Source organism: Qipengyuania sp. RANM35 (genome assembly GCF_041021145.2).
Lineage (GTDB): Bacteria > Pseudomonadota > Alphaproteobacteria > Sphingomonadales > Sphingomonadaceae > Qipengyuania > Qipengyuania soli.
In genome coordinates this window covers 1,686,570-1,709,833 of sequence record NZ_CM196433.1, presented here as the reverse complement: position 1 = coordinate 1,709,833, position 23,264 = coordinate 1,686,570, and the positions used below count along the sequence as shown (strand labels likewise).

Genomic DNA, 23,264 nt, shown 5'->3' with positions numbered 1-23,264 from the left:
GCGCTCCGCCTTACGCATTCGCGCTTGGATTTCCAGTTTCCTTTCGGCAAAAGGCCCGCTGTTTCCCCGATGGACCACGCCATTTCCCTCCAGCCCGCCCTGCGCCGCCCGATTCTCGCCATTCTCGGGATCGCCTTGCTTTGCGCGCTTGCCCTTGCGGTAGTCGCGCAGGTTGGCGGCGAGCGCGGCATTGCGCCCGTTGCTGCGTCGCGCGACATCCAGGTTTCGGGCATCGAGGTGGACGAGACGGCAAAGACCGGCTCGGAAGCGCGCGAAAAGGCCTGGGCGAAGGCGGCGCAGCTGGCATGGGCCAAGATCAAGGGTCCCAAGCTCCCCGATTCGCAAGTCTCCGGTCTCGTCTCTTCCATCGTGATCGAGCGCGAGCGGCTTGGCCCCCATCGCTATATCGCCACGCTCGGCGTCATTTTCGACCGCACCCGCGCAAGCCGCTACCTCGGCAGCGAGGGGGAGGCGGTGCGTTCCGCTCCGATGCTGCTGCTTCCGGTGACGATCTCGTCGGGCACGGCAACCATGTACGAGCAGCGCACCCCCTGGCAGCGCGCCTGGGCGGAGTTCCAGGCCGGATCGAGTCGCATCGATTATGTCCGCCCGACCGGTGCAGGCGGGGATTCGCTGCTGCTGACTTACGGCCAGACAGGGCGGCGCAGCCGTATCTGGTGGCGCGGGGTACTCGACCAGTTTGGAGCCGCAGACGTTCTCGTGCCCATCGCCAAGTTGCGCTACACCTATCCCGGCGGACCCGTCGAAGGCACGTTCACCGCGCGCATGGGTCCGGACAACGAGTTCCTCGAGACCTTCAAGCTCAAGGCAGCCAATCCAGACAAGCTGCCCGAAATGCTCGGTCAGGCCGTCGTCCGCTTCGACACGATCTACGAACTGGCACTGGCCGACGGGAAGCTCAAGCCCGATCCGACACTGAACCTCGGCTCGCCCGACCTCGATCCGGCTATCCAGCGCCTCGTCGAACTCGGTCGTGCCCTGCTTGCGCAGGACCGTGCCTCCGCTGAACCGCGCCAGTCCGACCAGGCCACCAGCGAAAGCGGCGATGCCATCACTGCCGCGCCGATCCGCACGCCCCCGCCCGAGGGATCGGTGGCGCTCTATACAGTGCAGGTTGCAACGCCCGATGCAGCGGCGTTCGACGGCGCGATCTCGGCAATCCGCGGTACTTCGGGTGTTCGCAGCGCCGGTGTGCGCAGCACCGCCATCGGTGGTACCTCGGTGGTCACGGTCAGCTACTCCGGCTCGATCTCCGAACTGGCCGACGCGCTGCGGGCGCGCGGCTTCACCGTCCGCCAGGGCAGCGCCGCGCTCGCCATCAGCCGCTGAGGCGCGGCGCATGTCGCAGATCGCACTCCCGCTTTCGCTGTCCGGCTCTGGCGAGACCGGCGTCATCGTCGTCGGTTCCGGCAACCGGGCGGTTGCCGATGCGCTCGCCGCACCCGAGACGTGGCCCTATCGGACCGCGGTGCTCATGGGACCATCGCGCTCGGGCAAATCGCTGATGGCGAGATGGTTTGAGAAGTCGGGACTGGGCGATGCCATCGACGGCGCCGACGGGCTGCTGCAGGACGAGATATTCCACCGCTGGAACCGCGCGCAGGAAAGCGGCACGCCGCTGTTGCTGGTCGTGAACGGTGAGCGGTGGGACATAACCCTGCCCGACCTCGCCAGTCGCATGGGCGCAGCGCTGCAACTCGAAATCCAGCCACCCGATGACGAGATGGCCGCCGACCTCATGCTCGCCCTCGCTGCCCAGCGCGGCCTTGCCCTGGGCGAGGGCGCGCCTGCCTATCTCGTCCCGCGGATGGAGCGCAGCTATGCGGCAATCGAACGCGTGGTTGGCGAAATCGACCGGCTCAGCCTTGAACGCATGGCTCCCGCAACCCTATCTATCTGGCGGGACGCGCTCGAAGCGGTGCAGGGCCCGGAGCAGGGTCGCTTGCTTTAACAGCCGCTTGGTGGGAGAATAGGGTCAATGTTGGAACGGCTTGTCGCCTATCTCGACAGCGTCAAGGCACGCGATCCGGCGCCCCGTTCGCGCTGGGAAATCCTCACTTATCCGGGCGTCTGGGCCTTGGGCTATCACCGCATCGCGCACTGGCTGTTCGAGGCGGAACTGTTCTTCCTCGCCCGCCTGGTGAACCATTTCAGTCGCATGCTGACGGCGATCGACATCCACCCGGGTGCGAAGATCGGGAAGAACTTCTTCATCGACCACGGCTTCTCCGTGATTGGCGAGACGGCCGAGATCGGCGACAATGTCACGATCTACCAGTGCGTCACCCTGGGCGGCACCAACCCGACCAACGGCAAGGGCGGCAAGCGCCACCCCACGATCGAGGACGATGTCATCATCGGTTCGGGCGCGCAGGTCATCGGACCCATTACCGTGCACCGCCGCGCGCGCATCGGGGCCAACGCGGTCGTCCTCGACGAGGTGCCCGAAGGAGCGACCATGATCAGCCTCAAGGCCCGCAGCACGCTCGTGCCGGCAGAGGAATGGGTGAAGGAATTCCTTCCCTACGGTACGCCGTGCGACGATCCGTGCGAAAGTGCCAAGGAGCTGGGCCGCGACTGCGTCGACAAGCTCGAAAGCGAGATCAAGGCCCTGCGCGCGGAGATTGCCGAACTCAGGGCAGAGCGTGAACCTGTGATGCGGAGCGGGACTGACGATTGATGAACTACCTCGGTGACACCGTCATCGCATTTCCCGGTCGGCAACCGCTGCAGATCGGCTTCACTCGCGAGGAACTGACCCGCATCCTCGATCTCTATGGGCGCATGGTCGCTGCCGGACAGTGGCGCGATTACGCGATGGACTTCGCGAAGGACGCCGCCAGCTTTGCTGCTTTCCGCCGCACCGCCGAACGCCCGCAGGCGCGGATCGAGAAACGTCCCGCACTGCGCGGCAAGCAGGGCATGTGGACGCTGTTCGGAGAACATGGGCAGGTGCTCAAGCGCGGCCACGAACTGGCCGGCGTTATCGCACCTGTAGAACGACGCCTGATGAAGGCCGTCGACGACTAGCCTGTAAGTCGCTCGCGCAGGAAGAACGCAGTCGTGATTATCGAGGGGAAGATGAACCCCTTCAGATAGGACAGCGGGTGTCGCCCGGCGACGAAGTCGGCCTGCACGAAGCCGAAGTGCGCGTAATATTGCGTGGCGATGAGCGCGGCGATGCTCGCCCACATGGTCCAGATTGCGCCGCGCACCCCCAGCACGACACAGGTCAGGCTTGTCGCGATTGCCAGGCGGAGCACCAGGTGGATGGCATTGTAGCCGCTATCGCTGCTCAGGCCGCGACCCGCGAGAACGTCGTAGATCATCGTCAGGTGGTAGAAGACCAGCAGGCCGGCAGGCACCAGTATGACGATGCGCAGGATCGGGGAAAGCCAGGCTGGCGAACCCGTGGCGAGATTGTCCATCATCGATTTCTCCTGGAAGAGAAAAGGGCCCGCGCCTGAGCGCGAGCCCTTCCTCCCGTCAAATTGTCGATCAGGCCGTGGCCGGAAGGCGGCCACGCATGTCGCCCGGCAATGCCGTGACGACCGCACGGCGGATCGGTGTCCACAGCGCGCTCAGCGTCAGCAGGGCCGACCCGATGACCAGTGCCGTGAGCGCGAAATTCAGCTCCACTGCCCCGAACTGGCGGAACAGGAAGGTGAGCGCGATCAGCACGTAGGCGAGGGCCGATACGAGCAGGGCCCGCCGGTCGACAGCCAGGGCCACGAAGGCGAAGGCGACATAGACCGCGATCACGGCCAGAGCCGCGCCGACGCCGATATTGTCGCCCTCGGTCACGCCGATGAGGGCGAAGACCGGGTGGGCGATCATCGGGGCAGCGAGGAGGTGGAGCCAGAAGGCTACGTCGCTGCGCCGGGTCGACCGCTGCGTATCGCTCATGTCCCAGCGCATGGCGAAGGCAAAGATCACCAGGCCCGCAATGAAGGTCAGGCTGAGGACGATGGTGTCGAGGTTGCTGTTCTTGGGCCCGATTGCAGCCACGATGAGCAGTATCGCCGTACCGGCCAGCGCTGCCGTTCCGGCGGCGATGGTGATCGGAACCATGAAGCGGCGCCAATGGACCCATGCGGCGCCTGCAGTGACGAGCGCCGCTGCTGCGAGGAGGATGACGCCCAGCGTTTCCTTGGTGGAATCCCCGGTGGCCACCAGTCCGGTGATGAGCCCCGCCTGTGCCACCATGACGCCGCCCACGAAGGCGAGCAGCAGGATGATGCTTGGCAAGGCCATGCGGCGCTTCAACGTAAAGAATTCGGCGAGCATCCAGGACGTGCCAGCCACCAGTGCGGCGGCAAGGCACATGGCGATGCCTTCGGCCATCTGGCGCTGCGGGCCGGTCTGTTTCCACCATTCGGCATCCCATTCCGCCCCGGAAAAGACCGGCTTCGGATAAATGGCACCGCCGATAGCCTGTCCGATCGCGCCCATCGCCAGCAGCATGATGACCACGCCGATGGAGACGAAAACGTCGTTGAAGCCGGTGATCAGGCGGAAATGTTCGGCATCTGCCGGGACGGCATCGCGCTGCGCGGCGACATGGGCACGCAGAGCATCGGCTGCCTCGGCGCTGATTGCACCGGCGGAAACCGCGGAATTGAGGTCTTCCTGGCTGTACATCAGCCTATCCTCCCCTGTTGTTGATCGGGCAGGCTTACGCGAGGTGTATTACTTAGTCAATACGGCTCGCCGGTCAGCCCCTGACGATGTTCACCCTCGGGCGGCTCGGTACAGGCTCAGTCAATTGCTCCGGCTCGACGGTCGGCAGGTATTCCACCTGCGCCGCAGTGATCTTGGCGGTCAGGCGGGCGAAGAGGAAGGCCGAGCCAAGCAGCAGCAGGATAGCGAAGCTCAGCAGTGCGAACTCCATCCACAAAGGGGTCATGATGATCATGTTCGTCCCCAGGTCGAGCGTGAACTTGACCAACAGCGCACTGAAAACGAGCAGACCGACGATGACGGCTGTCCACCAGGCAGTCACATCTTCCACCGTCGAGTGGGCGAAATCTTCCGGCTCGCCATGGCTGCGGTTGTACAATTCGCGCATCGCCTCGAACGGCAGGATCAGGTTTACCAGCGGGATGAGATAGGCGGCGACGGCCTTGCCGGGACCATATTTCGAACGAATGCCGGCTTGCGCAATGTTGGCGTGGGCCCGCCACACCCAGAACATTGCTGCAATCAGGAAGGCAAGGGCAGCAAGGCCCATGACGACGAAGGCTATTCCCGCAGCGGACGTCCTTTCGGGGTCCTGCGGGACCGTGAGGAAGCGGCCTTCGCCAATAAAGGCGCTGCTGCTCTTGTTGTATTCGGCATAGGGATCGTTTCGCTGGCGGTAATACCCATAGAAGGCCGAAGCCTCGCGTGCTTGCTGCTCGACCTTGGCAATGCGGTCGTATTCCTGCTTCACCGCCATTCCGCCAAGCCCGATCTGGACCGCGCCTGCCAGGATCAGCACGACGGCAAAAATGGTGATGGCAATGGACGCACCGCGCAAGGTGCGCAGGTTCGACGCGTTATTCATGGACGACCCCCAAAGAAAAACCCCGCACCATCATGCAATGGCGCGGGGCTTTCTTCAATCGGTTCGGGTCGGGTTTACCCCCGCGTGCTGGTCGGCACGCCGTCGCCGAGGACCTTCTGCATGGCGGTCAGGATCGCGCCCGACTGCTCGCTGCCCGACATCGGCGCCTTGAGGTTCGAGAACTCGCTGATCTTGTCCCAGTGCGCGGCGAAACCTTCGACCGTACGCTCGGCCTCGGGCAGCCAGACGGCGTCGTTCATCACGGTCCAGGCCGAGTGATAGCCACCGGCGCCCGCGCCGACGATGGCATTGGTCGGCGCATCCTCGCTGACGAGGAAGAGCGCGGCCGGGACCACGTTGACCGGGTCGAACAGCTTGAACGCCTGTTCGGGGAACAGGTCTTCGGTCATGCGCGTGCCGGCGACCGGCGAGAGCGTGTTGACCTTGATGTTGTACTTCGCGCCTTCGAGCTGGAGCGTCTTGGTGAGGCCTGCGAGGCCGAGCTTGGCGGCACCGTAGTTCGCCTGTCCGAAGTTGCCGAACAGGCCGGTCGACGAAGCAGTCATCAGGATGCGGCCATAGGCCTGCTCGCGGAAGGTTTCCCAGCACGCCTTGGTGACCATGGCCGAACCGGTCAGGTGCACCTTGACCACGAATTCGAAATCGTCCGGGGTCATCTTGGCGAAGGTCTTGTCGCGCAGGACGCCCGCGTTGTTAATGAGGATGTGCACGCCGCCCCACTTCTGCTTGGCGTCAGCGACCATCTTTTCCATCTGCTCGAACTCGGTAACCGAGCCGCCGTTCGACACGGCTTCGCCGCCCATGGCCTCGATTTCCTCGACGACCTTGAGCGCCATGTCCGAATGGCCGGTACCGTCGCGTGCGCCGCCGAGGTCGTTGACCACGACCTTCGCGCCGCGGCGGGCGAGTTCAAGCGCGTATTCGCGGCCCAGGCCCCCGCCGGCACCGGTGACGATGGCTACCTTGTCCTTGAAGTCGATGCTCATGGGGCTGCTCCTGCTTTGTCGTTTACGTAAGGGTCAATTCGGCGCGCGGAGTGGCATTTTCCGCCGGTCCTTGCAACCGTATGCGCGGCGTATCGCCATGCCGTAGGGGCAGGGCGCCCCGGCGAGACGCCTAGAGCCGCTCGAGAGCCGGGATGAGCTCGGCGAGCGAATCGATATGCGTGTCCGCCCCGAGCTCTGGCCCCGGCTTGTCGCAATAGCCATAGGCTGCCGCTACCACCGGCACGTCGGCCGCACGGGCCGCCATGACATCGTAGGAGGAATCGCCGACGAAGACGAGGCTCCCCCCGCCGCCGCGCTTCTGCGCTTCGAAGATCGGGTCAGGCGCGGGCTTGGCACGGCCCTTGCCCATGGTGTCACCGCCGATGATGGCAACGAAATGGTTGGCAAGGCCCAGCGTGGTCAGGATCTGGCGCGCAAAGCTTTCGAACTTGTTGGTCACCACCGCCATCGCTACCCCGCGACGGCCCAGTTCGGCGAGCGCGTCCGCCGCATGCGGATAGGGCCTGGTGTGGACCGCATTGTGCTCCGCGTAGTAGGCGAGCATTTCCTTGTAGAGCCTGCGGAACTCCTCGTCCGGCATGCCGCCCTGCTCGTCGACTGCCTTCTGCAGCATGATCTTGGCCCCGCCGCCGATGAGGTCGCTGGCATGGTCTGCCGGGACCGGCGCGAAGCCGCCGAGGCCGAGCGCGTGGTTGACCGCTGCGCCGAGATCGCGGTGCGTCTCCAGCAGCGTGCCATCGAGGTCGAAGCCGACAATGTCGAAGCGAATTGAGCTCATCAGCGGTGTGGGTGGCGGATGGTTCTTCAAACCGCAAGGGTTTGGTGGCATGGCCCTTCCCATGAGCCAGAGCAGAGACTTCGCCGCCGTCATCCTCGCCGCAGGTAAGGGCACCCGCATGAAGAGCGGGCTGCACAAGGTGCTGCACCGGATCGCCGGGCGAGCGATGATCGATCACCTGATGGCCTCGGTCGACAGCCTCGCGCCGAGCCACAAGGTCGTGGTCGTGGGGGCTGGGCGCGAACAGCTCGAAACCGCGCTGGGCGTGCGGGCGAAGACCTGCCTCCAGGAACCGCAGCTGGGCACCGGGCACGCGGTGCAGCAGGCGCAGGCGCAGCTGGGCGATTTCGCGGGAGACGTATTGGTCATGTACGGCGACGTGCCCTTCGTCCGGACCGCGACGATGCAGGCGATGCTCGACCGCCTGCATGGCGATGACAACCCGGCCGCGGTGGTTCTCGCCTTCGAGCCCGAGGACGCGCTCGCCTATGGCCGCGTGATTGCCGATGATGCGGGCCGGATCTCGAAGATGGTCGAGTTCAAGGATGCCGACGAGGCCGAGCGGGCGTGCCGCCTGTGCAACTCCGGCCTCCTTGCCGCCCGCGCGGCGGATCTGTGGGCCCTGCTCGACCGCGTCGGCAACGACAATGCGGCGGGCGAGTACTACCTGCCCGACATCGTCAACATCGCCATCGCCGACGGGCGCACCTGCGCCGCGGTGACGACGGAAACGCCCGACGAGGTTGCCGGAATCAACTCCCGCGGCGAACTCGCCGCTGCCGAAGCGCAGTGGCAGCAATTGCGGCGTGAGGAAGCGATGGAAGCGGGGGTCACCCTGCGCGCGCCGGAGACGGTCTTCTTCAGCTACGACACCGAGATCGCCGCCGACGTCATCATCGAACCCAATGTCGTCTTCGGTCCCGGCGTGACAATCGCCAGCGGGGCGACAATCCGCGCCTTCAGCCATCTCGAAGGGGCGAGCGTGGGCGAGGGATGCGAAGTCGGCCCCTATGCCCGCCTGCGCCCGGGAGCAGTGCTGGAGAAGGGCAGCAAGGTCGGCAATTTCGTCGAGATGAAGAAGGCCGTGCTGGGCGAAGGCGCCAAGGCCAATCACCTCACTTACCTCGGCGATGCGGAAATCGGTGCGGGCGCCAACATCGGCGCGGGCACGATCACCTGCAATTACGACGGCTATTTCAAGTACAAGACCGTGATCGGCGAACGCGCCTTCATCGGTTCCAACAGCGCCCTTATCGCCCCCGTCACCATCGGTGCCGACGCCATCGTCGCAGCCGGCAGTGCGGTCAGCCGCGACGTCGCCCCGGGCGACCTGCGTATGGTCCGCGCCGAACAGGCGGTAAAGCCGGGCTGGGCCGACCGCTTCCACGACACGATGAAAAAGAAGAAGGCGGCGGAGAAGAAGGCGTAGCGCGATGGAGATGCCACTCCACGCCCTTCTTGCTGGTGCCTGGGTCGGATGTGTTCTGGTCGAGGCTCTGTTCGAGCGGGCACTCTTGGGTCAGGGGCGGGACAAGGAGCTGATCCTCGCCCGGCTGCACTGGAAAGTTGACCTGTTTATCGAAGGGCCCTTGCTGGCCTCGGTGGCAGTCACCGGACTGCTGATTGTCCGTCCGATCTTTGCTGCCCAAGCGGTTGATGTGCTGCTCCAAGCCAAGCTGGTTTTCGCGGCCCTCGCCATCCTTGCCAATATCTGGTGCATCAGGTTGGTGAAGGTCCGGCTCAATTATGCGGAAGCAGGCGAATGGGAGGCATTCGAGCGGGTCGACAACAGCCAGCACCGATGGGGAGCCTTGGTCCTGGTTGGACTGCTGGGCTCAGCAATACTCGGGCTGGTTCGGTGAAGGCTTGAGCGAGGGCCGCACCACCTGCTGGCTGTGCGAGCGTCCCATCGGAAGCCTCGTGCAGTATCATCATCCAGTGCCCAAGGCGAAGAAGGGGCGCTTTACCGTTCCGGTCCATCCCATCTGCCACAAGGCGATCCACGCGAACTTCACCAATGCCGAACTCGCCCGCATCGGCGAGGACCGCGAGGCCATGCTGGCCAATGATGCAATCGCGAAATTCGTCCGTTGGGTGGTCGACAAGCCGCCCGATTTCCACGCACCGACGCGCTAGTCGGGCCTCTGCCAGACGGTAATATCGCGCTGGAGGATTCGGCGCGTGGCGAGCCTGCGATAGTGCGCTGCTAATTCATCCTCCACCAGCCGGGCGACTTGCTCGTTGGGCTCCGTCACCGGGAAATCGGCAGTCACGATAACCGGTGGGCGCGTAGCGAGGATGCGCTGGACTTCCGCCACCTGCTCGACCTCCAGCGCATTGTGTTCGCGCCAGTTGTTGAGGTGGTCGGGATATGCCCAACGGGTCGGTACGCAGCTGCCCGACGCGCGATATAAAGCTACGGGGCCGTCATGGATCCAAAGGCACTGGCGCTCTTGGTCGACTTGGGGCGCGATCACCGAAACAAGATCGACGAACGAGCCGCGATTTTCGCGAGTCATCTGGAAGTTCTCGATCGGGAACGTCATGAAAATCCACAGCCACCAAACTAGCGAGTAGGGCAAAATTAGCCACCGTGATCCTTGAGAGACCAAAGGTGCAGCTACTAGCAACGTCCCCGCCACAGCCATTGCGAGGTAGTAGCGCAACACCATCGCTGGCAGGAAAACCCCTATCATGAGGGAACTCCCAAAACCGAGAAGAGCGAGATAGCGCGGATTTCTCAGTATGTCCTTTTGCTGGCTTGCAGTGATCAGGCCACACGCGGCTGGCGCAAGTAAGATGAGCGTCGCTCGCTCGATCATGCCGTACCATCGGCTAAGACCGTCGCGCTCGAAAATTGAAACAAAATTGGCGAACCAGAATGTCTGAAACGCGCCGGTCGCTGCATATGCGAGTCCGACGAGAAGCGTCGGAAGGAGGCCGATCGCGACGAACACCACGGCAAGCCGAAGGAGGCGTATCGGGCCTGCCCCGTTGAGACGCAGATACCACAGGGACTGCAGACCAAGGAATAGGCAGGCGGGAAGCACGGTATACTTGATCTGGAGCGCCAGTCCGCAGAGCAACATTGCCAATGCCAGGCGAGCCGGTCGCGCGCGATCCCTTTCGCCAAGGACAATGATGAAGGCGCCAAGCAGGAAAGGCATGAAGATAGCCTCGCTCTGCCCGGAATGGTTGCCCCACACGGACATACCCACCGGGTACAGCAGGGCGAGCATGATCCCGCCCACCTGGCCCGTGATCGGCAGTATGAGTTTACGGATTTGCCATGCGCCAAGCAGAACCAAGCCGCTTGCAAGAAGCTGATAGGCCAACGGACCCGGCCCGCCGAGGAAATGGGCTAGGGCATAGAGCGCGAACAGACCGAAAGGTTTGCGGTCCCATGTTTCGACGTAGGGCAAATGCCCCTCGAGCAGGCCTCGCCCGATGTGGGAGTAGACCTGTTCGTCATAGTCCGCGACCGGATCACCGAACCACATCGCCCGGAGCGCAAGTACGAAGATGGCGAGCGCAAGGAATGACCATACCGCGGAGCTGCGCGCTGAGCCGAAAGCTTCCCACTTCATGATGTGAGGGCTAGCCGAGGATAGTCGCACACGCGACTGAATTCGTTACCGAAGTGAGAGCCGGGATGCTGCCTACATCCCGGCCCGGGTTCTCGCCTCAATCCGCTAGCTGCTGGAACAGGTAGACGAACTGGAGCGCCTGCAATTGCGCGCGCTGTTCGTTGTCCACGCCGCCCGAGTGGCCGCCGGTGGTTTCCTCGTAATAGTAATAGGGCTGGCCGAGCGCCTTGAGTTTCGCCGCACCCTTGCGCGCGTGCGCCGGATGCGTGCGGTCGTCCGCGGTCGAGGCCCACAGGAACGGGGTGGGGTAGTCCACGCCTTCGACAATGTGCTGGTAAGGCGAATAAGGCTCGATCCACGCGCGCTCTTCAGGATTGCGCGGGTCGCCATATTCTCCGGTCCATGATGCCCCGCGCCCGATCAGGTGGAAGCGCAGCATGTCGAACAGCGGGATCTGCACGATCGCGGCGTTGAACAGGTCGGGGCGCTGGGTCAGCGCCGTGCCGACCAGCAGCCCGCCTTGCGAGCCACCCTGTATCCCGAGATGTTCCGGACTGGTGATCTTGCGCGCGACAAGGTCGTCGCCCACAGCCTGGAAATCGTCCCAGGTGCGCTGCTTGTTCTCGCGCATCGCGCTTTGGTGCCACTTCGGCCCGAACTCGCCGCCGCCGCGCAGATTGGTGAGCACATAGGCTCCGCCATTCTCGAGCCACAGCTTGCCGGTGGCGCCGAGATAGCTCGGCAGCATCGAGATCTGATAGCCGCCATAGCCGTACATCAGCGTTGGCGTGGTCCCGTCCATCTTCATCCCCGCCGGTTTGACGAGAAAATAGGGGATCTTGGTGCCGTCCTTGCTGGTCGCCTCGAACTGCTCGACGCTCATGCCTTCGGGATCGAAATAGGAGGGCGAGGTCTTGAGCACCGCCGGGGCCGTGGAGCCATCGGTGTAGTAGAGCGTCGTCGGCTGTAGGAAGCCCGAGACTGTGTACATGATCTGCTCGGTCTTGTCGGAGCTCGCCGCTATGCCCACGGTGGCATTGTCGGGCAGGGCAACCTGCTGCTGGACCCACTTGCCGTCCTCGAAATCGATCTTGAGGACCTTGCCCACGACATTGTCGAGCAGGCCGATGTAGAGCGAGCTCGCGGTATTGGCCCCGCCGCTCTTGGTCTGGCGATCACCCGGTGCCCAGACGAGCGTCTTGGCCGCGCCGTTCGGATCGGATTTCCAAGCGTTGAGGTCCATCGCGACGATGCTGTCGGCAGGGAAGGTCTGGCCATCGACGGTCCAGTCGACATCGGTCGAGTAAAGCACATGGCCATCGACGATGCCGTAGGGGCTGGCCTTGGACGGGATGTCGAGCTTCAGCCACTTGCCGTCCTTCTCGACGTAGTATTCGCGGTCATGGAAGCTCACGCCGCGATAGGCGATGCGGCCGTGGATCACGTCCTCGCTGTCACGCAGGAGGTAGACCCCGGCCGAAACGTCGGTCGGCTCGCCGCGGTAGATTTCCTCGGCGTTGACGATGTCGGTGCCGCGCTTCCACAGGCGGGTGGTGAAGGGATATTCGCTCTCGGTCAGCGTCCCTTCGCCGAAGTCGCGGCCGACCAGCAAAGTGTCCTTGTCGAGCCATGAAACGCCACCCTGGCTCTTGTTCGCGAGCGTGAACCCGTCCTCGACCCAGGTCTTGGTCGCCGTGTCGAATTCGCGCAGGATCGTCGCGTCCTCGCCGCCATCCGACAGCGCGATCATGCACAGGTTCATGTCGGGCGGCAGGCAGCTCGAGCCCTTGTAGACCCACTCCTTGCCCTCCGCAGCGGCCAGCGCATCGATGTCGAGCACGGTTTCCCATTCGGGATGTTCGGTGCTGTAGCTTTCGATCGTGGTGCGACGCAGCAGCCCCTTCGGGTTCTGCTTGTCCTGCCAGAAATTGTAGAGCCCGTCGGGGCGGAAGCTGACGAAGGGAATGCGGTCCTGGCTATCGAAAATTGCCAGGGCTTCGGCCTTCAGCTGGGCGAAGCGCGGGTCCTTGGTCAGCATGCCGAGCGTGCGCTCGTTCTCGGCCTTGACCCATTCCATCGCCTTGTCGCTGCGCGCTTCTTCCAGCCAGATGAAGGGGTCCTGCTCGGGACCGGGAATGCCGTCGTCCTGAGCGTTCGCGGGGGTAGAAGTCGCCAGCGTCATGGCGGCGGCCATGGCGAGCATGGATACGAGTTTCAAGTGCAGTCTCCCAATGCATTCAATGCAATGGCGATTGGCCTAGCATGCCGAGGCCCCCTGTGGCCAACCGCTCGATGAGGAGGCGACTCGCGTGGACGAAGGGTCAGTGCGGCGCTGTGTCGCGCCGGGCCCAGACGCGGATCTTGCGCTTGTGCAGCTCCTCCATGGCAATCTCGACATAGTCGTGTTTGACAGTTGTCCAGACCAGAGCCTTGGCTTCTTCATTTTGTGGGGTGAATGCCGTGTCGGCGGTGACGATGACAGGGGGGCGGTTCGAAAGGATCCGCGCGACCTCGCCCATCTGCGAAACGCCCAGCGAATTGCGCTCGAATGCGTTGTTGAGATGATCGGGGTAGATGAAGCGCGTGGGCAGGCAAGAAGCGCTCATGCGATAAAGCGCGGTGGGACCGTCGAAGATGTAGAGGCAATTGTTCTCGCTCAACCTCGGTTTGATCGCCGCTGCAAGGCTGGTCATCTTCTCGCGATGCTCGTCGGCCTTCTCGTACTTCCCCGGCAGGAATTGGAGGTAGCCGAATGCGATCAAAGCCAGCATCAGGGGAATTGGGCCGATTGCGCCCTTGCGGTCGAGAATGGGCAGGCTGGTAAGCGCAACGACAGGAGCAAGTGACGCGTAGTAATAAAGGTAGACAGTCGCGGGCAGGTAAATCGTGCAAACGGTCGCAACCAGCCAGAGTACGAAGAACCGGTAGTTGCGCTGGTCTCGCGGTGGCGAAAGGCGAAAGGCCGCATAGAATCCGAGTGCTAGCAAGCCGAAGACTGGCAACAGGAAGGCCAAGTGCCCTGACGCGATGCGTCCTGACTCGGCCGGAAGGCGCTCGAAAAACGATACGAAGTTGGCGAACGCGAACGCGTCCCAATGCCCGGCAACCCCATATGCCAGCCCGATCAAAAATGTCGGGAGGATTCCGAGTGCCGCGAAGCTGACAGCTTGACCAACAAGTGCTGACCCCTGTTTCCCCATACGGAACTGCCCCCACAGGGCCCACAAGCCGAAGAAGATGCACTGGGGCAGGACGGTGTACTTCACCTGCAGTGCGATCCCGCCGATCAGCATCGCGACAAGGGATCGTTGCACAGCGCGCGGGTGCAGGGGATCGATGACCAGCAGCGCCATGGCCAGCATCATCGGCAGGAAAAAAGCTTCTGCCTGGGCCGAGTGGCTCCCGTAGATCGAGAGCAGGAAGACATAGAGGACCCCCGAGCCCATTGCCGTGATCGGGTCGACCAGCTTCCTCGCCAACCGGTAGGTCATCCAAGCCCCACCGACGGTGAACAACGCCGCCAGCACCTGGTAGGCAACGGGTCCCGGCCCGCCAATCAGGTGGGCGAGGGCAAACAAAGCGAACAGGCCGATCGGCTTGCGGTCCCACAGGTCTACGTAAGGGAGCGCGCCGTGGGTCATCTCGAGCCCGATCAGCGAGTAGAGCTGCTCGTCGATGTCGGCATTGGGATCGCCGAACCATGCTGCGCGGACGGCGAAGGTCACGAGTGCAAGCACGGCGAGCACGGCGATCTCGCCATACCTGCCGCGCCTTTCGGTCTGCACTGAGCCTGCCTGAACCGCTGTCATTGCAGGGTGATGCCCTTGCTAGGTGCCAGTCGCCAAGGCGAGGTGGCGGGTTTTCACCTGTTGCGGAAAGGACGGGCGATGAAACGAAAAAGGGCGGCCCCGCAGGACCGCCCTTTCGAATTTCACGAGCTGCGGAAGGATCAGCCTTCGACGTGCTCCGCCAGGACCGTCAGGCCCTTTTCCGAAACCTCGGCGAAGCCGCCGCGGACTTCGATGGTCTCGGGCGCGCCGCCTTCGGTCTTGTAGACCTGCACGGCACCGTCGCGGATCGTCGACATGAAGGGCGCGTGGCCCTCGAGCACGCCGAATTCGCCTTCCGTGCCGGGGACGACCACCATGTGGACTTCCTCGGAGCGGACCAGCTTCGCAGGGGTCACGAGTTCGAAATGCAGAGCCATTGTCAGTTTCCGTCAGATGCAGTCAGGATTCGCGCGTGGACGACAAGGTTGGAGGTCGGTTTGACCGCACGATCGTCGATGAAATCCAAGACATAGTAAGAATCGTTTTCGAGCGGCGTCACATAGCGGGTCAGATCAGAACCCTGTTGCTTCGCGTGCTCGGCGAGTTGTGAGTCCGTCCTCGTGCCTTCCAGTACGAAGGGGATGAAGTCCCGAATGCCCTTGAATGCATTCTCCGCCCCGTCTCCGCCCATCATGACCGCACAAAACTTCCGGTCGTCGGTAATGCCAAGCTTGGCAATACCGTCATTCAGCTTTGCCTCGACGCTCCGCAGATTGCCGAGGTCCGGAACATGCTCGATCTGGGGATTGTCAGTAAATCCCATGGCGCCGAGTTCCTGGTTGATCGCGCCCATGTCCACGTCGGTCAGGACGGCGGGGCAGATCGTGGTCAAGGCGTAGTATCCGCGGCTGGCCAGCGTTGGTGCATTTTCCAGCATCGGAGCGACTTCATCGCCGGAGTAGTCGTTCATCGACTGCCCGAGGGCGGGGACCGGAGCGAAGCCGAGGGCCGCTATCGCGACCCAGGTACCTGCCCGAACCCCGCCCCGAGCCATGTGCTTACGCTTCCTCGGCCAGCTTCTTCGCCTTGGCGACCGCCTGGTCGATACCGCCGACCATGTAGAAGGCGGCTTCCGGCAGGTGGTCGTATTCGCCGTCGACGACAGCCTTGAACGACTTCACCGTGTCTTCGAGCTGGACGAACACGCCCGGGATGTTGGTGAACACCTCGGCGACGTGGAACGGCTGCGAGAGGAAGCGCTGGATCTTGCGGGCGCGGGCCACGGTCAGCTTATCTTCTTCCGACAGTTCGTCCATGCCGAGAATGGCGATGATGTCCTGCAGGCTCTTGTACTTCTGCAGCGTTTCCTGGACGCGGCGAGCGGTCTCGTAGTGCTCGGCACCGACGACGCGCGGTTCGAGAACGCGGCTGGTCGAGTCGAGCGGGTCCACCGCCGGGTAGATGCCGAGCTCCGAAATGGCGCGCGACAGCGTGGTCGTTGCGTCCAAGTGGGCGAACGAAGTTGCCGGAGCCGGGTCGGTAAGGTCGTCGGCGGGAACGTAAATGGCCTGGACCGAGGTAATCGAACCCTTGGTGGTCGAGGTGATGCGTTCCTGCAGGTTGCCCATGTCGGTCGACAGGGTCGGCTGGTAGCCCACGGCCGAAGGAATACGGCCAAGCAGTGCCGACACTTCCGAACCCGCCTGGGTGAAGCGGAAGATGTTGTCGACGAAGAACAGCACGTCCTGGCCTTCGACGTCGCGGAAGTATTCCGCCATGGTCAGGCCCGACAGGGCGACGCGGGCGCGGGCGCCCGGGGGCTCGTTCATCTGGCCGAAGACGAGGGCCACCTTCGAACCTTCCGAAATCGCCTCGCCGGCCTCGTTCTTGGCGATAACGCCGGCGTCGAGGAATTCGTGATAGAGGTCGTTGCCCTCGCGGGTACGCTCACCGACGCCCGCGAACACGGACACGCCGCCGTGGCCCTTGGCGATGTTGTTGATGAGTTCCTGGATGAGCACGGTCTTGCCGACGCCGGCGCCGCCGAACAGGCCGATCTTGCCGCCCTTGGCATAGGGGGCGAGGAGGTCGATGACCTTGATGCCCGTGACGAGAATGGCCGCTTCGGTCGACTGGTCGATGAACAGCGGGGCCTCGGCGTGGATCGGGCTGCTGGTTTCGGCACCGATCGGGCCGCGCTCGTCGATCGGCTGGCCGACGACATTCATGATGCGGCCAAGCGTCTTCGGGCCGACGGGGACCGAAATCTGCGCGCCGGTGTTCACGACTTCCTGGCCGCGAACGAGACCGTCGGTGCCGTCCATTGCGATGGTGCGGACGGTGTTTTCACCGAGGTGCTGCGCGACTTCGAGGACCAGCGTGTTGTCGCCGTTCTTCGTTTCGAGCGCGGTCAGGATCGCCGGCAGTTCGCCGTCGAACTGTACGTCGACGACGGCGCCGATGACCTGGCTGATGGTGCCGTTGGGGCTCTGGTTAAGCTTGGGTGCGGTGGCCATGATGTGTGTGTCCTACTGGATCAGGAGGCTTTGTGGTGGGCGCCATGCTCGGCGCAAACGGTCGCGGCGTCGGCCAGCATCCATGCGGTGCTGTCCTCGTTCGCGGTGATGGTCGCCTTGTGGCGCAGGTAGGTGTCTTCGCCGAGGCCGTATTCGCATACGACGTCCTTCGAACCCATGCCGGCGCGCTTGCACACGGCGGTGTTCACCGGCTCGGCACCTTCACATGCTTCGCCGAAGAGCTTGCTGAAGGTTTCCTGGTCCGGCGCGGGCAGGGTGTTGACCGGCTCGGGAGCGGCCGCAACCGTCTCGGCAGCTGCCGGAGCTTCTTCGGCCTGCTGGCCGCAGGCGGCGAGGGCGAGAACGGGGAGAAGGAGGGCGATTTTCTTCACGTGAGGGTCCTTACAGTGCTTCCGCACCGGCAATGATTTCGATCAGTTCGGTGGTAATCGCGGCCTGGCGGCTGCGGTTGTACTGGATCGTCAGCTTGTTGATGAGGTCGCCGGCGTTGCGCGTGGCATTGTCCATGGCGGTCATCGATGCACCCTGTTCGGATGCCTCGCGTTCGATCAGCGCACCGAAGACCTGGGTCTTGACGTAGCGCGGCAGCAGTTCTTCGAGGATTTCCTCTTCGCCCGGCTCGTATTCGACCACGGCGTCGCCAACGGCTGCGGTATCGGCCGCAGGCGAGGGGACGGGGATCAGCTGGTCGACCGTCGGTTCCTGCGCCAGGGCCGACTGGAAGATCGGGTAGACGAGGTGGGCGACATCGAATTCGCCCTTTTCGAAACGTGCGATCAGGTCGTCTGCGATGGCTTCGGCTTCCTCGAAACCGGGCTGGCGCACGGCGGAAGTGTCGAACCAGTGGTCGATCCGCTCGGCATAGTCGCGCTTGATCGGGGCACGGCCCTTCTTGCCGATGAGGTAGAAGTGCACTTCCTTGCCCTCGGCGATCAGCTTGGCGGCCTTCTGCTTGGCAGCCTTGACGATGTTCGAGTTGAGGCCGCCGCACAGGCCCTTGTCGGTGTTCACGACCACCAGCAGGTGGCGCTTGTCCGAACCGGTGCCCTTGAGCAGCTTCGGCGCGCTGTCGCCGCTCACCTTGGAGGCGAGCGAGGCCATCACGCCCGACAGCCGTTCGGCATAGGGGCGTGCGGCTTCGGCGGCAGCCTGCGCACGGCGCAGCTTGGCCGCAGCGACCATCTGCTTGGCCTTGGTGATCTTCTGGGTCGACTTGACCGAGTTGATCCGGCCCTTGAGTTCTTTCAGCGAGGCCATGACGGCTCCCTAGCTAGTCTCTTGGGTCTCAGGCGAACTGCTTGGCGAAAGCCTGAAGCGCGTCGACGACCTTGTTCTTCACATCGTCCTCGAACTTGCCGGTGTCGCGGATTTCCTTGAGCACGGCGGCGTGTTCGGTGCGCATGAAGGACAGCATCTGCTCTTCATAGGCGGTGACGCGGTCGGTCGGGATCGCGTCGAGGTAGCCGTTGGTACCTGCGAAGATCGAAACGACCTGCTCTTCCACCGGCATCGGGTTGAACTGGCGCTGCTTGAGCAGCTCGGTCAGGCGAGCACCGCGGTTGAGCAGCTTTTGCGTTGCGGCGTCGAGGTCCGAGCCGAACTGCGCGAAGGCGGCCATTTCGCGATACTGGGCGAGGTCGAGCTTCATCGAGCCGGCGACCTTCTTCATCGCCTTGGTCTGGGCGGCACCGCCCACACGCGACACCGACAGGCCGACGTTAATCGCCGGACGGATGCCCTGGTAGAAGAGGTCGGTTTCAAGGAAGATCTGGCCGTCGGTGATCGAGATCACGTTGGTCGGAATGTAGGCCGACACGTCGCCCGCCTGGGTTTCGATGATCGGCAGTGCGGTCAGCGAACCGCCGCCGTTTTCGTCCGACATCTTCGCCGCGCGCTCGAGCAGGCGGCTGTGGAGGTAGAACACGTCGCCGGGGTAGGCTTCACGGCCCGGCGGGCGGCGGAGCAGCAGCGACATCTGGCGGTAGGCGACGGCCTGCTTCGAAAGGTCGTCGTACACGATCACGGCGTGCATGCCGTTGTCGCGGAAGAATTCACCCATCGCGGCACCGGTGTAGGGTGCGAGGTACTGCAGCGGAGCGGGCTCCGAAGCGGTAGCGGCGACGACGATCGAGTATTCCATCGCGCCGTTTTCTTCGAGCGCGCGGACGATCTGTGCGACGGTCGAGCGCTTCTGGCCGACGGCGACGTAGATGCAGTAGAGCTTCTTGCTCTCGTCGCTGCCCTGGTTCGCTTCCTTCTGGTTGATGAAGGTGTCGATCGCGACGGCGGTCTTGCCGGTCTGGCGGTCACCGATGATCAGCTCGCGCTGGCCACGGCCAACGGGGACGAGGGCGTCGATGGCCTTGAGGCCCGACTGGACGGGTTCCGAAACCGACTGGCGCGGGATGATGCCCGGCGCCTTCGATTCGACGCGTGCGCGCTTCTCGGCGACGATCGGGCCCTTGCCGTCGATCGGGTTGCCGAGTGCGTCGACGACGCGGCCGAGCAGGCCCTTGCCGACGGGAACGTCCACGATGGTGCCGGTGCGCTTGACGCTGTCGCCTTCCTTGATGGTGGCGTCCGAACCGAAGATCACCGCGCCGACGTTGTCGGCTTCGAGGTTGAGGGCCATGCCCTGCATGCCGTTGGAGAATTCGATCATCTCGCCAGCCTGCACGCTGTCGAGGCCGTGGATGCGGGCAATACCGTCACCCACCGACAGCACGGAACCGACTTCGCTCACCTCGGCTTCGGTGCCGAAGTTGGCGATCTGGTCCTTGATGACCTTGGAGATTTCTGCGGCGCGGATATCCATGTTTCTAGTCCTTTAAGCCTTCATGGCCTGGGCGAGAGAATTGAGACGGGTGCGGATCGAGGCGTCGATGCGCTTCGAACCGATGGTGACGACAAGGCCGCCGAGGAGATCGGGGTCGACCTTGGTGGTAAGCTTTACAGTGCGGCCCTCGCGCGCGGTCAGCTTGGCCTTGAGCTGGTCGAGCTGCGCGTCGGTGAGGGCATGGGCGCTGGTGACTTCGGCGGCGACTTCGCCGCGCTGGGCGGCGGCGATGGCGCGGAAGGCGCGGATCACGGCCGGCAGCTGCGACAGGCGGCGGTTCTGCGCCAGCACGCCGAGGAAGTTTTGCGAAAGGGCCGAAAGGCCGAGAACCTTGGCCACACCTGCCAGCGCCTGTTCCGCAGCAGCGCGCGAAACCTTGGGGTTGGTGGTGAGCAGCGAAAGCTCGTTCGATTCGGCGAGAGCAGCCTCGATCTTCTCGAGATCCGATTCGACCGCGGTAACGGTCCCGTTCTCGGATGCGAGATCGAACAGGGCCGATGCATAGCGGCCTGCCAGGCTAGCCTGAATACCGGCGGAAATATCCACGCGCTTGAGGTCCTCTTGGGTCCGGAAGAAAAGTCTGTGCAACCGCACCGATAGGCAGGCGAAACAGAGTCGCCCCGGCAGGGTCGGCGCGCGCCTAGCAAAGGGTCTTCGCACTTGCAACCCGAGTCAGCCCCGGAAAGATTGGACTTTGGGTCGGACAGGCATAGACTGTCGCCCAAGCACGTGCGGTCGCAAGGGAGAGATGCGATGGAAATGGTGCCGCTGGCCCCCAAATGCGGGGTCGAATTTTCTGGTGTCCGCCTGGCCGAGGCCGAAGGCGCGGCGATGGATGCGATCAAGCGTGCTATCTACGAGCACGGCGTGGCCGTTTTCCGCGACCAGCACGATTTCACTCCCGAGGCACATATCCTCTTCGCCCAGCGCTGGGGCGGTATCGACATCAACAATTATTTCCCGCTGACCGAAGAGCATCCCGAAATCGCCATCGTCAGGAAGCGTGAGGACCAGACCACCAATATCGGCGGCGGCTGGCACACCGACCATTCCTATGACCAGGTGCCCGCGATGGGCTCGGTGCTGGTCGCACGCCATCTTCCGCCTTCTGGCGGCGACACCATGTGGGCGCACATGGGCGAGGCGTATGACGCGCTGCCCGACGATCTCAAGGCCGAGATCGAGGGGCTGCAGGCCTACCACACCGCCGATCACATCTATGAAGAGGGCGGCCTTTACGCCAAGACCGACATGGGCAGCGAGTTGCGCGGCCAGTCACTGAAGACCGGCGCCACCCATCCCGTCGTCATCCGCCACCCGCAGACGGGCCGCAAGCTGCTCTACGTCAACAGCGCCTTCACCTGGAACATCGTCGGCAAGACGCGCGAGGAAAGCATGCCGCTGCTCCAGCGCCTCTATGCGGCGGCGACCGCCGCGGACAACACTTGCCGGCTGGAATGGAAGCCCGGCACGGTGGCGATCTGGGACAACCGCACGACCTGGCACTATGCGCTCAACGATTACCAGGGATACGCCCGCGAAATGCACCGCATCACGCTGAGCGGGGAGGCGCTGGCGGCTTAATCCCGCGGACTGCACTCATAGACCAGCCGCTCGTTCGGCTGCTGGGGTAGCTGGCTGGTAACTTCGCCCTGCAGGTCGCCGAGGGTGCCCGCCGCCCCTTCGACGCCGCATTGGGGTGCGCTGTACTTGCCGCGCGCGATACGTGCTTCTTCCATCGCGCTGCGCGACAGGAGGTAACGTTCGACGCGATAGATCTTGCGGTCGGGATCGAAGCTGTTGACCGAGACCGCGTCTTCCGAGTTGGGCACGAAGATGCGGGACCAGGTGCCGCCGGAGAATCCGTACTGGGTGCGCTCGTTGACGCAGCCGCCGCTGGTCCAGTCGAAGTCGACGTCCTCGGTGTCCGAGTTGGTGATGCGGCTGCGTTCCGGGATGAGGACGCACTTCAGCGCCATGTCGCCGGTCTCTGGCGCTTCATTGCCGTGGTCGGGTGCATCCTCCTGCATGGCGGCGGCCACGCGCCGGTCGATTTCGTCGAGGCCCGGGCGCGTCAGATAGGCGGCCAGCGCAGCCAGCGTCACAACCGCCGCAGCCCCGCCAACGATGCGCAGGCGCTTCTCATCGCGCGGTTCGGCGTTCCACAGCGAAAGCGCCCACTGGCCGAGCCCGAAGGCGACAAGGAGCAGGACGAAAGACAGGAAGACGCGATCCTCGCGGTCGGTGATGACCCCCTGTTCCGCTTCCAGCATGGCCCGCTCGCGCTTGGTGCGCAGTTCTTCGGTCTGCTGCTCGAGGTCCTGCCGCGCGACCATTTGCTCGCGCTCCATCCGCTGGCGTTCCGCTTCGTCGAGGTCGGCCATCGAGCGACAGGGCAGGTCGTTCACCCGTGGCGTGACGCCATTGGCCTTGAGGAAGGGGATCAGTTCGCGGTTCGACACGGCAAAGAAGAACTCTGCATCGCCGCCATCGTTGTCGGAGCCGAAGCTGTTGACGCCCAGCACGCGCCCGCAATTGTCGAGCAGCGGGCCGCCCGAATTGCCGCGCGCGATGGGGGCGGTGTGGAGGATCGAATCGAACTGCTTGCTGGGCCGCGCTCCCGAAACGAAGCCACGGCTCTTCACCGGCGGCTGGCTGCGGAAGAGGTCTGCCAGCGAAAGTCCCTGCGCGCGGTCGACGTTCATCGGATAGCCGACGCTGGTCACGTCGCCGCTGTCGGGCGGCGCTCCACCGGCCAGCGCGAGTTGCGGCAAGCGGAGCGATCCGGTGATACGGACGAGCGCGAGATCGTTCTTCGTCGAGGTGGTGATCAGCTGGCCGTAAACCGCCTCGCCCCCACCGCTGGGAATAATGCCGATCCGCAGCTCGTTGTCGCGCATCGCATCGCGCACGACGTGTGCGTTGGTCACGATCTTGTCGGCTGTCACGGCAAAGCCCGTGCCATGACTGACAGGGTAAAGCTCATCCCCGTCCTGCCCGATGATGACAACGCGCACCACGCCCCGCGCGGCAGCGTCGATATCCGCCGGATCGGCCAGCGCCATCGCAGGAGCAAGGAGCGCTAGCAGCGCGGCGAACAAGGTGAAGATGCGTCCCATCCGCGACCACTTTTGGCCGTCATCGGCTTTGACCGCAAGACAC

Annotated in this window: 24 protein-coding genes; 8 read left to right on the top strand and 16 right to left on the bottom strand. The window is 63.9% G+C overall.

From position 1 onward, the window contains the following. The first annotated feature begins 69 nt into the window (after positions 1 to 69). From RAM60_RS08590 to RAM60_RS08575, 4 genes are read left to right on the top strand one after another with little or no spacing between them, the layout of a single operon-like run. Entirely contained in the window at positions 70 to 1,350 is a 1,281-nt protein-coding gene (locus RAM60_RS08590) for a heavy-metal-associated domain-containing protein (protein ID WP_369027119.1), read from the top strand. 10 nt (positions 1,351 to 1,360) lie between these two features. Further along, positions 1,361 to 1,972, top strand: coding sequence for a P-loop NTPase family protein (locus RAM60_RS08585; protein WP_369027120.1), 612 nt, complete (start codon positions 1,361 to 1,363; stop codon positions 1,970 to 1,972). A 27-nt stretch (positions 1,973 to 1,999) separates the two neighbouring features. Next, positions 2,000 to 2,701, top strand: a complete 702-nt coding sequence (epsC, locus tag RAM60_RS08580) for a serine O-acetyltransferase EpsC (RefSeq protein WP_200980971.1) — start codon at positions 2,000 to 2,002, stop codon at positions 2,699 to 2,701. Further along, positions 2,701 to 3,051, top strand: a complete 351-nt coding sequence (locus RAM60_RS08575; RefSeq protein WP_200980970.1) for a DUF2794 domain-containing protein — start codon at positions 2,701 to 2,703, stop codon at positions 3,049 to 3,051. Before epsC ends, RAM60_RS08575 begins: the two co-directional genes overlap by 1 nt. Here RAM60_RS08575 and RAM60_RS08570 read toward each other — a convergent pair. The 5 genes from RAM60_RS08570 to RAM60_RS08550 form a co-directional block, all read right to left on the bottom strand. After that, positions 3,048 to 3,452: a hypothetical protein gene (locus tag RAM60_RS08570; protein ID WP_369027121.1), complete on the bottom strand. Its 405-nt coding sequence runs from the start codon at positions 3,450 to 3,452 to the stop codon at positions 3,048 to 3,050. The genes RAM60_RS08575 and RAM60_RS08570 overlap by 4 nt on opposite strands. 67 nt (positions 3,453 to 3,519) lie before the next feature. After that, complete coding sequence (locus tag RAM60_RS08565; protein WP_369027122.1) at positions 3,520 to 4,662, bottom strand: hypothetical protein; 1,143 nt, start codon at positions 4,660 to 4,662, stop codon at positions 3,520 to 3,522. 73 nt (positions 4,663 to 4,735) lie between these two features. Beyond that, on the bottom strand, positions 4,736 to 5,566 hold the full coding sequence (locus RAM60_RS08560; protein WP_369027123.1) for a DUF4328 domain-containing protein: 831 nt from the start codon (positions 5,564 to 5,566) through the stop codon (positions 4,736 to 4,738). Between the two features lie 74 nt (positions 5,567 to 5,640). Continuing rightward, positions 5,641 to 6,573: an SDR family NAD(P)-dependent oxidoreductase gene (locus RAM60_RS08555; RefSeq protein ID WP_369027124.1), complete on the bottom strand. Its 933-nt coding sequence runs from the start codon at positions 6,571 to 6,573 to the stop codon at positions 5,641 to 5,643. Positions 6,574 to 6,703: 130 nt separating this feature from the next. Next, a complete protein-coding gene (locus RAM60_RS08550) occupies positions 6,704 to 7,372 on the bottom strand; it encodes an HAD-IA family hydrolase (RefSeq protein ID WP_369027125.1) in 669 nt (222 codons plus the stop codon). Positions 7,373 to 7,433: 61 nt separating this feature from the next. Here RAM60_RS08550 and glmU point away from each other — a divergent pair, with 61 nt between their 5' ends. From glmU to RAM60_RS08535, 3 genes are read left to right on the top strand one after another with little or no spacing between them, the layout of a single operon-like run. After that, positions 7,434 to 8,801, top strand: coding sequence for a bifunctional UDP-N-acetylglucosamine diphosphorylase/glucosamine-1-phosphate N-acetyltransferase GlmU (glmU, locus tag RAM60_RS08545; protein ID WP_369027357.1), 1,368 nt, complete (start codon positions 7,434 to 7,436; stop codon positions 8,799 to 8,801). A gap of 4 nt (positions 8,802 to 8,805) precedes the next feature. Next, complete coding sequence (locus RAM60_RS08540; protein WP_369027126.1) at positions 8,806 to 9,234, top strand: hypothetical protein; 429 nt, start codon at positions 8,806 to 8,808, stop codon at positions 9,232 to 9,234. Positions 9,235 to 9,238: 4 nt separating this feature from the next. Beyond that, positions 9,239 to 9,508, top strand: coding sequence for an HNH endonuclease (locus RAM60_RS08535; RefSeq protein ID WP_369027127.1), 270 nt, complete (start codon positions 9,239 to 9,241; stop codon positions 9,506 to 9,508). Here the strand turns inward: RAM60_RS08535 and RAM60_RS08530 are convergent. The 10 genes from RAM60_RS08530 to RAM60_RS08485 all read right to left on the bottom strand — a co-directional run bounded on the left by RAM60_RS08530 (position 9,505) and on the right by RAM60_RS08485 (position 20,648). Then, positions 9,505 to 10,794 (bottom strand): ArnT family glycosyltransferase, encoded by a 1,290-nt coding sequence (locus RAM60_RS08530; RefSeq protein WP_369027128.1) that lies wholly within the window; start codon positions 10,792 to 10,794, stop codon positions 9,505 to 9,507. The genes RAM60_RS08535 and RAM60_RS08530 overlap by 4 nt on opposite strands. Before the next feature lie 262 nt (positions 10,795 to 11,056). Next, on the bottom strand, positions 11,057 to 13,177 hold the full coding sequence (locus tag RAM60_RS08525) for a prolyl oligopeptidase family serine peptidase (RefSeq protein WP_369027129.1): 2,121 nt from the start codon (positions 13,175 to 13,177) through the stop codon (positions 11,057 to 11,059). 103 nt (positions 13,178 to 13,280) lie between these two features. Beyond that, the gene (locus tag RAM60_RS08520) at positions 13,281 to 14,768 is read right to left on the bottom strand and encodes an ArnT family glycosyltransferase (protein ID WP_369027130.1); all 1,488 of its coding nucleotides are present in this window, start codon (positions 14,766 to 14,768) and stop codon (positions 13,281 to 13,283) included. Between the two features lie 140 nt (positions 14,769 to 14,908). Next, a complete protein-coding gene (locus RAM60_RS08515; protein ID WP_369027131.1) occupies positions 14,909 to 15,166 on the bottom strand; it encodes an ATP synthase F1 subunit epsilon in 258 nt (85 codons plus the stop codon). A 2-nt stretch (positions 15,167 to 15,168) separates the two neighbouring features. Then, entirely contained in the window at positions 15,169 to 15,699 is a 531-nt protein-coding gene (locus RAM60_RS08510; RefSeq protein ID WP_369027132.1) for a hypothetical protein, read from the bottom strand. Between the two features lie 88 nt (positions 15,700 to 15,787). Then, positions 15,788 to 17,245, bottom strand: coding sequence for a F0F1 ATP synthase subunit beta (gene atpD, locus RAM60_RS08505; RefSeq protein ID WP_369027133.1), 1,458 nt, complete (start codon positions 17,243 to 17,245; stop codon positions 15,788 to 15,790). Positions 17,246 to 17,265: 20 nt separating this feature from the next. Further along, positions 17,266 to 17,637, bottom strand: a complete 372-nt coding sequence (locus RAM60_RS08500) for a hypothetical protein (RefSeq protein ID WP_246449622.1) — start codon at positions 17,635 to 17,637, stop codon at positions 17,266 to 17,268. A gap of 10 nt (positions 17,638 to 17,647) precedes the next feature. Continuing rightward, positions 17,648 to 18,523 carry a F0F1 ATP synthase subunit gamma gene (locus tag RAM60_RS08495; RefSeq protein ID WP_369027134.1) on the bottom strand — a complete coding sequence of 292 codons (876 nt, stop codon included), beginning with the start codon at positions 18,521 to 18,523 and terminating at the stop codon, positions 17,648 to 17,650. 28 nt (positions 18,524 to 18,551) lie between these two features. Further along, on the bottom strand, positions 18,552 to 20,081 hold the full coding sequence (gene atpA / locus RAM60_RS08490; RefSeq protein ID WP_200980958.1) for a F0F1 ATP synthase subunit alpha: 1,530 nt from the start codon (positions 20,079 to 20,081) through the stop codon (positions 18,552 to 18,554). A gap of 12 nt (positions 20,082 to 20,093) precedes the next feature. Beyond that, entirely contained in the window at positions 20,094 to 20,648 is a 555-nt protein-coding gene (locus RAM60_RS08485; RefSeq protein WP_369027135.1) for a F0F1 ATP synthase subunit delta, read from the bottom strand. 207 nt (positions 20,649 to 20,855) lie between these two features. Between RAM60_RS08485 and RAM60_RS08480 the strand changes: the two genes are divergently transcribed. Continuing rightward, positions 20,856 to 21,686: a TauD/TfdA dioxygenase family protein gene (locus tag RAM60_RS08480; protein ID WP_369027136.1), complete on the top strand. Its 831-nt coding sequence runs from the start codon at positions 20,856 to 20,858 to the stop codon at positions 21,684 to 21,686. Here the strand turns inward: RAM60_RS08480 and RAM60_RS08475 are convergent. Then, entirely contained in the window at positions 21,683 to 23,221 is a 1,539-nt protein-coding gene (locus tag RAM60_RS08475; RefSeq protein WP_369027137.1) for a S1 family peptidase, read from the bottom strand. The genes RAM60_RS08480 and RAM60_RS08475 overlap by 4 nt on opposite strands. Positions 23,222 to 23,264: the final 43 nt, after the last annotated feature.

Excerpts from the sequence above, each read along its gene's own strand:
- RAM60_RS08590 (WP_369027119.1), top strand. The coding sequence starts at position 70 with ATGGACCACGCCATTTCCCTCCAGCCCGCCCTGCGCCGCCCGATTCTC.
- RAM60_RS08585 (WP_369027120.1), top strand. The coding sequence starts at position 1,361 with ATGTCGCAGATCGCACTCCCGCTTTCGCTGTCCGGCTCTGGCGAGACC.
- epsC (WP_200980971.1), top strand. The coding sequence starts at position 2,000 with ATGTTGGAACGGCTTGTCGCCTATCTCGACAGCGTCAAGGCACGCGAT.
- RAM60_RS08575 (WP_200980970.1), top strand. The coding sequence starts at position 2,701 with ATGAACTACCTCGGTGACACCGTCATCGCATTTCCCGGTCGGCAACCG.
- RAM60_RS08570 (WP_369027121.1), bottom strand. The coding sequence starts at position 3,452 with ATGATGGACAATCTCGCCACGGGTTCGCCAGCCTGGCTTTCCCCGATC.
- RAM60_RS08565 (WP_369027122.1), bottom strand. The coding sequence starts at position 4,662 with ATGTACAGCCAGGAAGACCTCAATTCCGCGGTTTCCGCCGGTGCAATC.
- RAM60_RS08560 (WP_369027123.1), bottom strand. The coding sequence starts at position 5,566 with ATGAATAACGCGTCGAACCTGCGCACCTTGCGCGGTGCGTCCATTGCC.
- RAM60_RS08555 (WP_369027124.1), bottom strand. The coding sequence starts at position 6,573 with ATGAGCATCGACTTCAAGGACAAGGTAGCCATCGTCACCGGTGCCGGC.
- RAM60_RS08550 (WP_369027125.1), bottom strand. The coding sequence starts at position 7,372 with ATGAGCTCAATTCGCTTCGACATTGTCGGCTTCGACCTCGATGGCACG.
- glmU (WP_369027357.1), top strand. The coding sequence starts at position 7,434 with ATGAGCCAGAGCAGAGACTTCGCCGCCGTCATCCTCGCCGCAGGTAAG.
- RAM60_RS08540 (WP_369027126.1), top strand. The coding sequence starts at position 8,806 with ATGGAGATGCCACTCCACGCCCTTCTTGCTGGTGCCTGGGTCGGATGT.
- RAM60_RS08520 (WP_369027130.1), bottom strand. The coding sequence starts at position 14,768 with ATGACAGCGGTTCAGGCAGGCTCAGTGCAGACCGAAAGGCGCGGCAGG.
- RAM60_RS08515 (WP_369027131.1), bottom strand. The coding sequence starts at position 15,166 with ATGGCTCTGCATTTCGAACTCGTGACCCCTGCGAAGCTGGTCCGCTCC.
- RAM60_RS08510 (WP_369027132.1), bottom strand. The coding sequence starts at position 15,699 with ATGAACGACTACTCCGGCGATGAAGTCGCTCCGATGCTGGAAAATGCA.
- atpD (WP_369027133.1), bottom strand. The coding sequence starts at position 17,245 with ATGGCCACCGCACCCAAGCTTAACCAGAGCCCCAACGGCACCATCAGC.
- RAM60_RS08495 (WP_369027134.1), bottom strand. The coding sequence starts at position 18,523 with ATGGCCTCGCTGAAAGAACTCAAGGGCCGGATCAACTCGGTCAAGTCG.
- atpA (WP_200980958.1), bottom strand. The coding sequence starts at position 20,081 with ATGGATATCCGCGCCGCAGAAATCTCCAAGGTCATCAAGGACCAGATC.
- RAM60_RS08480 (WP_369027136.1), top strand. The coding sequence starts at position 20,856 with ATGGAAATGGTGCCGCTGGCCCCCAAATGCGGGGTCGAATTTTCTGGT.
- RAM60_RS08475 (WP_369027137.1), bottom strand. The coding sequence starts at position 23,221 with ATGGGACGCATCTTCACCTTGTTCGCCGCGCTGCTAGCGCTCCTTGCT.